General features: G+C 58.9%; 12 protein-coding genes and 2 pseudogenes. 5 read left to right on the top strand and 9 right to left on the bottom strand.

The window, feature by feature from the left end:
- Window positions 1–17: 17 nt before the first annotated feature.
- From FQ746_RS12960 to FQ746_RS12950, 3 genes are all read right to left on the bottom strand, one after another.
- On the bottom strand, window positions 18–857 hold the full coding sequence (locus FQ746_RS12960) for a fumarylacetoacetate hydrolase family protein (protein WP_144109783.1): 840 nt from the start codon (window positions 855–857) through the stop codon (window positions 18–20).
- Between the two features lie 42 nt (window positions 858–899).
- Entirely contained in the window at window positions 900–2240 is a 1341-nt protein-coding gene (locus FQ746_RS12955; RefSeq protein ID WP_144109782.1) for an MFS transporter, read from the bottom strand.
- 94 nt (window positions 2241–2334) lie between these two features.
- Entirely contained in the window at window positions 2335–4038 is a 1704-nt protein-coding gene (locus FQ746_RS12950) for an FAD-dependent monooxygenase (RefSeq protein WP_186310726.1), read from the bottom strand.
- 109 nt (window positions 4039–4147) lie between these two features.
- On the opposite strand from FQ746_RS12950, the gene FQ746_RS12945 reads away from it, so the two are divergent.
- Window positions 4148–5077, top strand: a complete 930-nt coding sequence (locus tag FQ746_RS12945) for a LysR family transcriptional regulator (protein ID WP_144109780.1) — start codon at window positions 4148–4150, stop codon at window positions 5075–5077.
- A 20-nt stretch (window positions 5078–5097) separates the two neighbouring features.
- On the opposite strand, the gene FQ746_RS12940 is transcribed toward FQ746_RS12945, so the two are convergent.
- Window positions 5098–5991, bottom strand: coding sequence for a LysR substrate-binding domain-containing protein (locus FQ746_RS12940; RefSeq protein ID WP_144109779.1), 894 nt, complete (start codon window positions 5989–5991; stop codon window positions 5098–5100).
- 166 nt (window positions 5992–6157) lie between these two features.
- On the opposite strand from FQ746_RS12940, the gene FQ746_RS12935 reads away from it, so the two are divergent.
- From FQ746_RS12935 to FQ746_RS12925, 3 genes are read left to right on the top strand one after another with little or no spacing between them, the layout of a single operon-like run.
- Entirely contained in the window at window positions 6158–6703 is a 546-nt protein-coding gene (locus tag FQ746_RS12935; protein ID WP_144109778.1) for a sugar ABC transporter, read from the top strand.
- A gap of 7 nt (window positions 6704–6710) precedes the next feature.
- Window positions 6711–7037, top strand: coding sequence for a hypothetical protein (locus FQ746_RS12930; RefSeq protein WP_144109777.1), 327 nt, complete (start codon window positions 6711–6713; stop codon window positions 7035–7037).
- A gap of 21 nt (window positions 7038–7058) precedes the next feature.
- Window positions 7059–7904, top strand: coding sequence for an MBL fold metallo-hydrolase (locus tag FQ746_RS12925; RefSeq protein ID WP_144109776.1), 846 nt, complete (start codon window positions 7059–7061; stop codon window positions 7902–7904).
- A gap of 183 nt (window positions 7905–8087) precedes the next feature.
- On the opposite strand, the pseudogene FQ746_RS35200 reads toward FQ746_RS12925, so the two are convergent.
- The 5 genes and pseudogenes from FQ746_RS35200 to FQ746_RS12900 all read right to left on the bottom strand — a co-directional run.
- Window positions 8088–8456 (bottom strand): annotated as a pseudogene (locus tag FQ746_RS35200) (integrase); the annotation flags it as partial.
- Between the two features lie 171 nt (window positions 8457–8627).
- Window positions 8628–9902, bottom strand: a complete 1275-nt coding sequence (locus FQ746_RS12915) for a serine hydrolase domain-containing protein (RefSeq protein WP_144109775.1) — start codon at window positions 9900–9902, stop codon at window positions 8628–8630.
- A gap of 234 nt (window positions 9903–10136) precedes the next feature.
- A pseudogene (locus FQ746_RS12910) lies at window positions 10137–10526 on the bottom strand (tyrosine-type recombinase/integrase); the annotation flags it as partial.
- A gap of 441 nt (window positions 10527–10967) precedes the next feature.
- Window positions 10968–11429, bottom strand: a complete 462-nt coding sequence (locus tag FQ746_RS12905) for a hypothetical protein (protein WP_144109774.1) — start codon at window positions 11427–11429, stop codon at window positions 10968–10970.
- Window positions 11430–11477: 48 nt separating this feature from the next.
- Window positions 11478–12182 carry a hypothetical protein gene (locus FQ746_RS12900; RefSeq protein ID WP_144109773.1) on the bottom strand — a complete coding sequence of 235 codons (705 nt, stop codon included), beginning with the start codon at window positions 12180–12182 and terminating at the stop codon, window positions 11478–11480.
- A 456-nt stretch (window positions 12183–12638) separates the two neighbouring features.
- On the opposite strand from FQ746_RS12900, the gene FQ746_RS12895 reads away from it, so the two are divergent.
- Window positions 12639–13727 (top strand): SDR family oxidoreductase, encoded by a 1089-nt coding sequence (locus FQ746_RS12895; RefSeq protein ID WP_144109772.1) that lies wholly within the window; start codon window positions 12639–12641, stop codon window positions 13725–13727.
- Window positions 13728–13740 lie beyond the last annotated feature (13 nt).

The raw sequence follows: 13740 nt of genomic DNA, 5'->3' as shown, positions 1-13740 counted from the left end.
AAACGCCGAACCGTGGATCAGGCTGCCTCGTCGACGATTTCGTTGCGCAGCGTGCCGATACCCTCCACCGATACCTCGCACACATCGCCATGACGCATCAGCAGCTTCGGATTGCGCGCCCAGCCCACACCGGACGGCGTGCCCGACACGATCACATCGCCAGCTTCCAGCGTGACGGCCTCGCTCAGCAAAACGATCAGGGTTTCGACGTCGAACACCATGTCGTCCGTACTGGCCGATTGCACGACCTCGCCGTTCAGGCGCGTTTCCAGACGCAGGCCTTTGACGCCGGGCGGCAACTCGTCGGCCGTCACGAAGTCCGGGCCGAATGCCCCGGTGCCGTCGAAGTTCTTGCCCATCGTCCATTGCGGGGTCTTGAACTGGTACTCGCGCACCGAGGCATCGTTGAACAACGCGTAACCCGCGACATGAGACAGCGCGTTTTCCTTGCGGATATGGCGGCCGCCCTTACCGAGCACCACGGCAATCTCGCCTTCATAGTCGAGGCTGTCCGAGACACGCGGCCGAACGATCGGTGCGTTGTGCGCGACGAGACTGGTAGTCAGTCGCAGGAACATCGTCGGGTAATCCGGCTGTTCGAAATTGCTTTCCTTCGAGTGGTCCTTGAAGTTCAGCCCGACGCACAGAATCTTGGCTGGCCGGCGCAGTGGCGGCAGAAACTTCAGGCCGTCTTCCGCTTCCACCCGGCCGCCTTCCTGCGCGGCTGCCCACGTCTTCAGGTCGACGCCCTGAGCGAGCAACTGTTCCAGCGCAACCTCGCCGAGCGTCCGGATCGCGCCGTTCTCACGCACGCCGAGAAATGCCTTGCCGTCCTTTTCAAAACTCAAGTACCGCATGTCCTTCTCCTGAATGAATGCGGCGTACGCGCCGCAGTGAAATCAAATCTGTGATGCGTCGCGCCCGCGATAAAGCCAGCCGTTGGCGAGCATCGCGATGCCGGCAATCACGACAGGCGCGGCAAACGCAACGAATGCGACATCGACCGTGTGAAACGCCACCAGCAGCACGCCGCCCGTCATCGAGCCGATGATCGAGCCGATGCGGCCGACGCCCAACGCCCAGCTCACGCCGGTAGCCCGCGCGGCCGTCGTATAGAACCCCGCGACGAGCACATTCGCGCCGGTCTGCGCGCCGGAAAGGCCAAGGCCTGCCATGAAGACGGTGACGTACACCCACGTGGGTTCGTTGATCGAAAAGCCGATCAGCGCAATGGAGACTGCCGCGACGGCGTAAGATCCGGCGAGCACGAAGAACGGATTGAGCCGGTCCATCAAACGCGCATTGATTAGCGATCCGATAGTTCCGCCGAGTGGCAACATCGCGCCGACGCGAGCCGCATGCGACGGTTCGATACCGGCACCGGTAATCACGGTCGGCAGCCAACTGCTGACCTGGTAGTAGACCCACAGCGTGCAAAAGAACGCGAGCCAGAGAAGTAGCGTGCCGCTCCGGTAACGCTTGCCGAAGAGCGTGCCAACGGCGGTTTCGCGGGTCGTGCCCGCGTTGGCGTCTTCGGGGATCACCTCGTCGATCGGCGTGTCCGCATTGCCGGTCAGACGCTCGAGCACCCGACGGCTCTCGCGCTGATAGCGAGGCTTGCCTGCCATGAATCGCAACGATTCCGGCATCCATATCCAGACGATCGGTGTCAGCAAAAGCGGGAATAGGCCGCCGAACATAAAGACACCCTTCCAGCCGAATGCCGGGATCAGCAGCGCGGCGACCGCGCCGCCAAATGCCAGCCCGAGCGTGAAGCCGCAGAACATCAGCGTGACCATCAACGCACGGCTACGCGCGGGGCTGAATTCCGACGACAACGTGATCGCATTCGGCATCGCGCCGCCGAGCCCCGCACCCGTTGCAAATCTCAGCACGATGAGCCACATCGGCGAAGACGCATACGCACACGCGAGGCTGCCTATCCCGAACAACACGAGCGAAATCGCGATTACGCGCTTGCGCCCGATGCGATCGGCGAGCGGCCCGAACAGAAAGCTGCCGATCGTGAGACCGGACAGACCCGCGCCGAATAGCGGGCCGAGCTGCGCCGCGCTGAGTGACCACGCCTTCTTGAGCAACGGCGCGACGTATCCCACCGACGCCACGTCGAAGCCGTCGGCGGCAACGACCAGAAAGCAGAGGACCAGTGTGAGAATCTGTAGCGGCGACGTCTTCCTGTCGTCCATGACGCTGTTCGGCGTAATTGCTTGCGCGTGCATTTGTCCTGTCTCCGAAGGATGGGTTCGCTTGGTTGCGAAACTATTTCCGTTTTGATTTTTGTGGAGATCCATTGGGATCTCGATGTTGCTCAACTCATGGTGCGATCGCCATCGATGGAGCTGTCGCGACGTCCTGCTTCGACATGTGGCCGATTGACCTGCGTACCGCCGCGTCGAACGCGTCGTCCAGCGCGTTGCCGCGCCAGGCGATGTGCTGGTCCGGCCGGATCAGCACGAAGTCGGCTTTGTAGAGATCGGCCACCGCGGCCTCGCTGATGTGCACGATTGCCAGTTGCGTCAGAGCGGACGCCGCCCGATGCAGCGCCTCGTCGTGCGATACGTTGCTGCCTGACGGTGCCGTGCAGAGCAGCGTGAAGCCGCTGCCGAACCGGTCGTATAACGAACGCCCGTCGGTGAGCCACGCATGCGGCGCTCGATGTCCGGCGCGTGCGCACGGCACGTAGAGGTTGGCACTATCGGGCGAACTCGCGCCGGCTTCGGTTTCGACCAGCGGCGATGTCTCGTAGCGCGTGCCGAGATGTACACCCGGTATAACGAATTCGGCGGTGGCGTGAAACTTCAGATAGTCGCCGACGGCTTCACGCGCGGCGTCGCCGTAAGGACCGTCGTCGTATGCGATTGCGGGCACCTGCAGATGGCCGATGCTGTCAGCGAAACCGCGCGCAAATGCGGTGTTTCTCAACGCTGCCGGCCGGCGCTCGGCTTCATAGCTCGCTGCGAGTTCCGCGCCCGCGAAGCCCTTGACCATCGCCTCGAGTTTCCACGCGAGGTTGGCTGCGTCGTCGATGCCAGTGTTGTAGCCAAGGCCGCCCGTCGGCGTGAAGAGATGCGCGGCGTCGCCGGCAAGAAACACACGGCCCACGGCGAACTTCTCGGCGACCAACGTAAAGCCGGCCGTCCATGTCGACGAGCTTTTCAACTCGAACTGAATATCCGCGCCGATCGCTTCGGAGATACGACGCCGGACGCTGTCGTCATCGGGCAATTCATCTTCGCGCATCTGGACGTTCATGATGAAGTGACCCTTGCCATCGACCGCGATGATCAGCGCGCGTTGTCTCGCGCTGAAGGTCCAGTATTGCCATGCGGGCGCATGCGGGCTGATCTTGTAGATGTCGGGTGCAAAGAAATAAACGGCGTCCATCTGGCCACCCATGAACTCCCGCTTCTCGCCGGATACGCCCTCATAACGCACCCCAAGCGATTTGCGCACGAAGCTGCGGGGCCCATCGCAACCGATCAGATAGCGCGCCGTTACCTTGCGGGTTTCGGCGTCACGTACGGGTGTTGCGGCCAGTTCGACCGTTGCTGTGACTGAGTCGTCGCCTTGCGAGAAATCGACCACGCGCGCATCGAAATGCACGCGGCAAGCGCCGTTGTTACGCGCGGTCTCGAGCAGAACCGGCTCGACGTAGAGTTGCGAGCAGCGATGTGGCGGCTCAGGCGTGGCCCAGGTGAAGGAATGCGCTTTCGCCCATTCGACCGCATCGCGGGAAGCCGGCTGGGCTAGGCGTGCGAGTTCATGACCAGCGATCGACGTGAAGTACGCCACATCCGGTGCGTAGTCACCGGGCAACCCCAACGTGCGGATCGTCGCCGATATACCGATACGGCGAAAGTGCTCCATCGTGCGCGCGCTATTGGCGTTCGCCGCAGGATGCCTGCTCGTGCCGGCTTTCGCATCGAACACTTCCGTGCTGATGCCGCGCTGCCCGAGCTCGGCCGCGAGGAACAATCCAACCGGGCCACCGCCCACGATGATGACGTCGCAATCCACCACTTCTGTCTCCTGATTCTCTTTTATCCAGCGTGGATGCAAAGTTAATCGCTCGAAGGGTATAAATCTATACAATGACTTTCATACCCATAATGAATCTGGTGCATACATGAAGACGCCCGACCTCAACTTCCTGTACGTCATTCAGGCGCTAGGCGAAGAGCGAAGCGTTTCCCGGGCCGCGGACCGCCTGGACTTGACGCAACCGGCGGTCAGTCATGCATTAGGGAAACTACGCACGCAGTTTCAGGATGATCTGTTCGTGCGGGCTGGCCCTGTGATGGCACCGACCCCGGTGGGCGAACGGCTGATCGAAGCCGTGGCGCACGTACTAAGCGTGGTTCAGCAGGAGATATGGGGTGCGAAGGCATTCGACGCGGCCACTACCACGCGGACGTTTTCCGTCTGTATGAGCGACATGGGTGTGATCGTCCTGTTACCGCGGCTTCTCGCAGCGTTGCGGAAACACGCGCCGCTGGCATCGCTCAAGCCTATCCAGTTGCCCTCGCTCGAACTGGCGAGCGCGCTGCAGGATGGCGCGCTCGATCTGGCGATCGGCTATCTCGGCAGGATGGGCGATAACCTGCATCAGCAGCCACTATTCCGCCGCTCGCTGGTCGGCATCATACGAGGAGGGCCGACGCGCAAAAAAGTCCGAATGACGCTCGCACAGTTCATTGAGAAAGAGCACGTGGTTGCCGACACACTCTCTCTCACCAACCAGTTACTCGAGAAGGAAATGCGCCGGCGTGGCGCGCGGCTGAAGGTCAGCGTGGATGTGCCCTACCTGCTGGCCGTGCCGAGCCTCGTCGCGACATCGGATTTCATCGCGGCGGTTCCTGATGAACTCGCCGACCTTTTTGCACGTCTGGCGGATGTCGATGTATTTCCACTGCCAGTCGACTTACCTGATCTGACCGTGCAGCAGTTCTGGCACGCGCGTCATCACAATGACGCGGGGCATCGATGGTTTCGCGCGCTTGTCGCGACCACGTTGCGTCACGATGGCGGCGCAACGACCGGGCGAGGGAAAACCTAGCGGGCCGCGTGGGCGATGCTTTAAACCGCCGGGCTCCGGGCTTCGTCAAGTATCCATTTTGCAAATGCCTGCAGTGGCCCTTCACTCAACTCGATCGGCTCAGGAAGAACGAGGCAGAAGTTTTTGGTAATCGCCTTGCCGTCGGGCCAGGGCGCGACCAGACGACCTTGTTGAAGCTCTGCTCCGATGTAGAGACGCGGCACCAACGCGACTCCCAGGCCAGCTATGGCTGCCTCTATCAGCATGGAATGGAGATCGTAACGTGCACCTACCGCAGAATTGGTCAGCTCGATGCCGACCTCTTGTGCGTAAAGCTGCCACGCGTCCGGGTTTTGCCGCCTGTGAAGGCGTGGCAGCTCGTCTAGCGACAGGTTCTCACCGGCGTGTGCGACGAGCGTCGGACTACAGACGGGCACCAGCACCTCCTCCAGCAGCTCATGGAGATGCATACCCGCCCAAGCGGGATGCTCAAAATGGATCGCTGCGTCGAAACCGCTGCCGGCAAGGATGAAGGGCTCCATGCGTTCGGAGATATGAACGGTAATGTTCGGATGCTTATGCTGGAAGCGCTTCAGTCGAGGGATGAGCCAACGGGTCGCGAAGGTTGGAATTGCGGCGATATCAATGCTTGCGCCTTCGACAGGTTGTCCCATGAGATACAGGCTGTCCCGCTCCAGCCGATCTAGAGTCTCGCGAACCTGCACGGCGTACCGCGTACCGTTGGGCGCAAGTCGCACCCGATTTCCAGTTCGCTCGAACAGCGCAACACCCAAAAACGATTCCAGGCGACCGATCTGACGACTGACAGCGCCCTCGGTCAGCGCCAGTTCCTCGGCCGCGCGGGCGAAGCTGACGTGCCGGGCCGCTGCCTCAAAAGCGAGGAGCGCGGAATTGCTTGGAATTTTACGTCGCATCGAAATCTCGCCAGTTGGAACGCCCTCCGCGCCAGCTTGATCAAATGTCACCGAAGACTGACTTTATATCGCTGTAGGTGCGGAAAACACCAGATTATCATTACGTTACTGCAGTGACTATCGATTGTCTGCAGCAATGTGCCCAGCCGTCATGAAGGATAATCTGATGATCTACACCGTCGAATGCAGCTTCGCCGATCTCGACACCGAAGCCGAATGGAATGACTTCTACAGCCTGGAAAAGCTGCCCGCCCTCATCTCGGTGACTGGCTTTCACACGTCGCAGCGCTTCAAGGCGCTAAACGAAGGTTGCCCGGTCTACCTGGCCATCCACACGATTGACGGTCCCGATGTCCTGACGGGAGAGGAATATCGGCAGAAAGGCGGCGGCAATTTCGCAAAGTGGCAGCAACACATTGTCGACTGGCACCGCAATCTTTACAGCGATATCGGACTTGCGCCGGCGGTCAAGGCTGACGAACTCCTCGCACTGTGTGCAAACGGCCCCGAACCGCTGTTCCAGATGGGCCTTACACCGTTGGCCATGCAAGCCGTTGCGCTCGAAAAATTTCCGGAGCGGCGTTGGCTCGCAAAATTGCCTCGGCGAAATGCTCATCTTGTCGAGAGCAGCCCCGGGAGCGTCCACCTTTACTCGCCAATGACGGAGCAACTGATCGGCGCCTGCGCCGAGCGGACCGAACAGGAAAAATAGGCCCGCGATGCCCAATGTCACCCTGCACATTCCTGCGGCGCACATGCCGTCCGATGAGACGCTTGCCGAGCTTACCGGCGACTGCATCAAACTCTGTACAGGTGTTCTCAAAGCGGCGCTCAAAAATGTTCATGTGATGTATGTCGAAGTTCGCCGGGGGCACGGACATCCCGTCTTCGCGGAAGTGCAATATCGCCTTGAAACGTTTCGCACGCCTTCGGTAATGAACCAGTTCATGGAAGCCCTGGACGACGCCATTGTGCGCCGCACGGGTTTCACGGCGCGCATCCGTTGTTTTGGTCATGCCGCGCCGAACATTCACGCTCGCAATTAGCGGGTATTCTGGAGAAGAGTTGTGTCCACCATTACGTTTCCGAGTCAGCGCGCCGGAGATTTCACGATCACTGCAATCAGCGACGGCTATCTCACTGCCAGCCTGGACTTCCTGTCGAATATCGACCCGTCCGAGGCCTCAAGAATGCAAAGTGACGCAGGGCAGAAGGAGCCTGCCGCCGTGCATATCAACTGCTATGTGGTACGCGGAGCGGGCCGCACAATTCTCATTGACGGTGGAGCGGGAGGCATCAAGCAATGGGGCGGCAACCTGAGAACCAATTTATCGCTTGCTGGCGTCGAGCCATCCGAAATCGACACAATCTTGCTCACTCACGCCCATCCCGACCATGTCGGAGGGCTGGCGGACACCAATGGACAAGTTGCCTTTCCGAATGCGGAGCTCGTTGTTCATCAGCGCGAGGTCGCATTCTGGCAGGACGACGGAAATCTGAGTCGTGCCAGCGAGCGTGCCCGCGGTAACTTCCTGATCGCGCGTCAGGTGTTCGACGGCTACAGCGACAGGCTGCGCACTTTCGGTGATGGCGAAGTGCTTCCCGGTATCAGAGCGGTGCCGCTACCGGGACATACTGATGGACACTCCGGATATCTTTTCGAATCCCCTGATCATGGCCTTCTCGTTTGGGGAGACATTGTTCATTTCCCGCACATCCAGATTGAACGGCCGGATGTATCCATTGCGTTCGATCAGGACCCGACTCTCGCAGCCACCACACGATCGGGGCTTCTGGACATGGTCAGTTCGGAGAGGCTTTTGATCGCAGGTATGCATTTGGGTGAGCTCGGCTTCGCGCGAATCAAGCGAACGGGCGAGAGCTACGGACTGTTTTACGAAACCGGAGCATGAGGTCGCGCACAGCAGCAAACACATCTGATGTCACGGTGGCACTTAGCACTCGAGCAACTACGATGATTTCAGTGCCGCGAGGACGGCGTTGGCCGCTTCGGGCAATGAAGGGACATTCGTTTTGTCAGTCCGATGGCAGGTCATGGGACGAAGCCGACGCATGAACGTCCGACCGACAACGCTTGCGATATCGACCTCGATCCCGAGGTATTGGACGGTACTTTCGAGCCTGGTATGGCCCGGTAAAAGCTGAACGGCGCGCAGGTTTCGCGTCCGTCGATAGATTAGCAAAGCCTCGGTGCGGCGCATCGTGTGAGAGCCATAAGCGGTGTCATCGAGGCCAATCGATGCAATCCATCGGTGAACGAGTCCGGTGATTTCGAACTATACGGACCGTTGAGCCTTTTGCTGCATCATGTCCTGAAGACGCCGCCCCGTCAGATCTCCCGCCCGAACTTTACTGTTGATCGCCAGGTTGAACATCGCCACCTCTCGAACGTTGCACGACATCTGCAGTCTCGTTCGAAACGCCTGGATTCCGTTCCACGGCACCCGACGAGCATCGGAAGAATATGCGCTGCTATGACGAGCTTCTTTCGAAGAAAGGGAGATCGATTGTGCGCCTGATGCAGCGGTCGATCTTCGACCCTAAACGGACTGTCGCGTGTCTCGACAACGGCCACAAAAACGAACTGACGGGACATGGATCGTTAACAATCCGTGCTACATCGAGAACGCTGTGCCGTACTGTTTGATCAAACCATTCCAAAGGGCGTGTAGTTCTACCTCTCCGGGCGATCCCACTGCCTGTGTGCGGACTGCGGTATGTACGAGAACAAGACCAGACTCGGGATCAATGAAGATGCGTTGACCGTACACACCTTCCAACGCGAACATCCGGCGCTCTCCGGAAAGCAGCCAGACCTGGTATCCGTATCCGCTCGGGTGTTCTCCCTTGCCAAGCGCGAGGAACGATCCTGGGCTGGCAGGTCTGGTGGCATCTAACACCCACTGCCGCGGGACGATCTGGCGGCCATTGAATGATCCGTCATGAGCAAGCATTAACCCGAAGCGAGCATAGTCTCGCAAGGTTGCGTTGAAGCAGCACGATGCGATCTCCTGGCCGGTGTTGTCCACAATCCAACTCGCGTCCGCTTCGGCCCCCATCGGCTGCCAGACGCGAGTCTGCAAATACTCCGAAAGGCTCATGCCAGTGGCGCGAGTTAAAACTAGTCCCAATACTTCGGTATCGAGACTGGCATAGCTGAACATACTTTCTGGTTCTGCGACTCGCGTGTTGAATGTTTTTACTGTGGCGATCGGCCCCGGCCCGGTGGGAGAGAGCAGAAGATCATGGAGTTTCGCGTTGTCGTCTGTTTTGGAATAACTTTGCGTGTACCCAATACCGGAAGCCATATGCAGCAACGCACGGATCGAGGTTGTTCCGATTTCGGTATGCTGAAGCTCTGGCACATAGGTCTGAACCGTATCGTCTATTGCGTGTATCTTGTGCTCTGCCACCGCGACTCCAACCAACATCGAAACGAATGTCTTCGCCATGGACTCCGACATGAAACGCTGCTGATCGGTGCGACCGTATTGGTAATGTTCAAAAAGGATTGAATTCCCCTTCGCGATCAACAGACCCGTAGTTGGATTACGCGCAAGATAGTCTTGAACTGTCAGCGTTTGATCTTTGTATCGGTAGCTCACGGGCAATTCAGTTGATGCGCGCGCGAGGGTTGATGGCGTCTCAGCCTTCGCCACAAGATGAGAAGGGTGCAGGCTATCGTAATGCGAGTAATTTCCGACCATGTACGGCTGACGCAACAACGGTAAACCGACTGGATAGCCCAGATTTTGCCCATATCCATTCGCCTCCGGCCCGGTTGCGGAATAGACGGGGTTTGCGCTCTGACCTTCGTCTGCGAAGACGGGCATGGATGCGGCGATCAGAGCGACCGGGAGTGCGAAGGCAATACGGCAAAAGGAATGCAAAGCAAGTCTCCTTAGGGGCGTCGATAGGCTATACCGTTGTTTGTGCCTATACCAACGTCGTGCTATCCGACAGCGTTGACGGCGATACCAGTGGAAAGTTACTGAGAATTACCGAGAACGGCGCTTCACTTGTTGCGCGGATTTGTTCCGAAGCCGGTTGTTGACGATTCTCCCGTCCGACCGAGCGTCCCAAAGTGGCCGGACAGCGTCCCATCGTTGCCCGGCGTTCTGCCTTCACACCTCGGTCTGTTCCGCCATCTCAAGTGCATCGTCGACCTCGATGCCGAGATACCGTACGGTGCTTTCGAGCTTGGTGTGACCTAGCAGCAGTTGAACCGCCCGCAAATTCTCGATGCGCCGATAAATAAGAGACGCTTTTGTTCGCCGCATCGTATGCGTTCCGTAAGCCGTATCGTCGAGCCCAATCGATCCGATCCAGCGATGGACCAGTCGAGCGTACTGACGCGTCGAGAGATGCGGCGAGCCGTGGATCCTGCTCGGGAACAGATAGTCGCCCGACGAAAGTCCCGCCGCCCGTATCCGCGCTTCAGCACTTGCGCGAGTCTGCTCAGTGATTTCGAACTGAACCGGCCGCTGGGTCTTCCGCTGCATAAAACGGCCTCTCGGATCGCTCTACAAACCGCTCGTGGCCCTCGCGGAGGGCCACGAGGAACCAGCGATGAACGGGCTGAGCACAAAACGTGAGTGCGCGCTTACCTATCTGCTCTCACCGGACGAATTCTTGACCTCAACCGTGGCACGCAGATCCCGACTTTACAAAGCAAACTCTGCTCAAGCGCGGTCTTGACCATCGGTATTGCAGGTGGATCCGCTATCTGATGCCGAAGCGGACGCTCGGATGTCCTTATGGACGGACGCACGAACGGCTGCAACTGGCCGACCCCGGTCCAATGCTACGCATACGGTGCTCGCCAGAGATCGCCTCGCTTCGGACCGTGGTCGACCCGGAGCGGTCATTGCAAATTCTCAGAAACAGCCGTTCCGGAACGTATGTTCAGTCATCTTCCAGCGCTTCTTTCGGGCTCGTCTACCAATCCAAGGCCATTATTCCTGACACGAGCCGCCGGACGCGTATGTCGCCAAAAATCCATGCAATAGCCGATTCATTTCGATACCGCATGCACTGAAGGTGTCCGCAGCACTTTCCAGGTCGGAACTCTCGAACACTTGTTTGTCGCTCAACCGGGCCTCTCCGTTAGGCCCGGTGCAGGGCTTACCGTGTACGATGCTGTTTCTAATTTCAACCAGTCTGTTGAACTCCTGTGCAGCATCAGCTAGCTCCTGTCGCTGGATGGATTTCGGCAGGTTTCGCACCAAATCGAGAAATCTCTTCGCGATCTTTCCGGCGGTCAATTCATCGGCAACGATTTTTCGAAGAGAACCTGGGCTCATTCGCTCACATGCCCAAACCACGTTCCATTCACAAATGGCGAAGCAGAAGGTGGCTCTTCCCAATGCTTCTGCATAGTCGGCCTTCAGGGGCTGACGGAGCCGGTCATCTTTCATTGCAAGGGTCTCCAACGGTTGCATGCAACTCACTCGGATATCCGAAAGCTACGGGCTTGAGTTCAAAATCGCTTTTCTCTCGTCTGGCCTCTCGTCGTCGCACATCCAAATCTCGCCGAAGCTGCTTTCCGGGAGACTTTGACGGACTTTTCCAACGAGTTTGGTCCACTCATCGGAGAGATATAGGTGGTTCAACGAACATCGGACGATTAGCGTGAAGCCAGGCGGGTATCCCTTTGCTACCTTCCTCACGATCTCGTCAAGAATGAAGCCTGCCATGTCTTCAATGAAGCTGCCGTTAGAGAATACGACTGGCGCTGAGATTATCTTCCGGTGCGGGTTACGCTTCGTTGCAGTGGTCTTCAGGTCATGCACGCTGAATAGGAAGCCCTCTGTCTCGAGGCGTTCGCGTGCAAGGTGATCATTCGGATGTTGCGCTGTTGTGATTTCAAAGAAACCCGCTTTCGGCAATCCACGCTGCTCGACAAACTCGCCGCGTTGCCGAAACTCTGCATCGAAAGGTTGGTTGCCGCTGTGCCAGCAGACGTCAATATAACGCCCCAGCGAATACGAACTTTTAAGATAGTGCGCCAGCGGCAATATTTCCGTGATTAGCTTCCGTTCAAAGGGGTGTGTGCGAAGCCGCAATCTCTTCACGCCATCCGGCTCTGCCAATAATCGCTCAAAAAGTCGATATGCTTCGCGGCAAAACTGCAATCCATCAAGCCACACGCCGTCGACCGCGGTATACATGAGGTCTTCCATGAACTCTGTTTGGTCAAATAAAGCGTTGTCGATAAGTCCGCCAAGTGGCGACGATACTGTTGCCGGTCGAATAACCGTTCATCGGCAACAGTCAGAGAATGACTTGCGCGCAATTGTCAACCATTCAGGTGTCGTTGTCGAACGGCCGATTGTGGCCGAACTCAGGCAACCCCTCACACTTCAAGTCCATCCGAGGACATCCCAAACCAAACCTGAAAATCTCGACAGTATGCTCATCCGCCTGGCGGTCGAAACATAATGGGCGGTCAGCCTACAAATCGTAATGCACCTTGCCGTCTGTCACCTCGCCAGGTCGACAACTGCCCAACGGGTTATGCTGCTGCTTCATGTCTGCTGACTGGGGTCTAACTTCGGCATCGATCGAACGACCCGCTCCTATCTTCGGGCACCCGATCGCAGTCAACCTCTGGCCAAAACACTCGCATGTCTGAAGGATTAGAAGCCGGACCGGAAGCCGAAACCGCCGCCTATGCCACGCTCCGCCCTGCGTACCCCACAAACCCGGGGCAACACCGCACAGCACCGGTCGTGGTAATCACAGGCGGCTCATCGGGAATCGGCCGCTGCACCGCGGGCCTTTTTGCGCGTCACGGATGGAGCGTTGGTGTCATCGCCCGCGGCGAAGCCGGGCTGCAGGCTACCTGCAAGGATGTCGAACATTACGGCGCGCTAGCCGCGATGGCTCAAGCAGACGTCACCGACCCGATCGCACTGGAAACAGCCGCGACCGCTATCGAAGAAGTGCTGGGCCCCATCGACGTCTGGGTGAACTGCGCCGGCAACGGTACCTTCGGCCGGTTTCTCGATACGCCCGCCGAAGAGTTCCGGCGCGTGACCGACGTCACCTATCTCGGCACGGCAAACGGCACGCGAGTCGCATTGCAACGCATGCTGCCGCGCGATCACGGCCGGATCGTCAACGTCTGCTCGGCGGTCGCTTTTCATGGCGTGCCACTACTGTCTTCGTACTCGGGCGCGAAGCACGCGATTCGCGGCTTCGACCAGTCCATCCAGGCCGAACTGTCTCAGGAAGGCAGCAAGGTGTTTCTCACGACCGTGTTCCCGCCTGCGGTCAACACACCCTTCTTCGATCACGCCGTGTCTCATATGGGACGGATGGGCCGGCCGATGGCCCCGGTCTATCAACCGGAGATCATCGCCGAGGCCATTCATCTGGCCGCGATCACGCGCCGCCGGGAAATGTCGGTGACGTTCACCACGGTGCTGTTTTCCATCTTCTCGAGGTTACTGCCGGGCCTCGTCGGCCGCGCGATCCGCAGGCTGGGGTATGCCGGGCAACTGGCCACTCACGCCGAGTCCCGCGCGCGATATCGCCCAACCTTGTTTGCCGCTTCCGACGAAGCCTCTCCGGTCAGAGGCGCGTTCAACGAGCGGGCGCGTTCGACTAGCATCCACGTGGCCGTCCTGCGCATGCTGGCCAGACTGACCGGCAACGCAAAGCGCAAACCCGAAAGCGTGGGCGTGCAGCCTGCGGAAGACAGTTCGATCTGACATCCGGACCGCA

Source organism: Paraburkholderia sp. BCC1886 (assembly GCF_900996245.1).
Taxonomy (GTDB): domain Bacteria; phylum Pseudomonadota; class Gammaproteobacteria; order Burkholderiales; family Burkholderiaceae; genus Paraburkholderia.
Note: the sequence above shows the minus strand (reverse complement) of the source record. Positions and strands in the feature narration are given on the sequence as shown.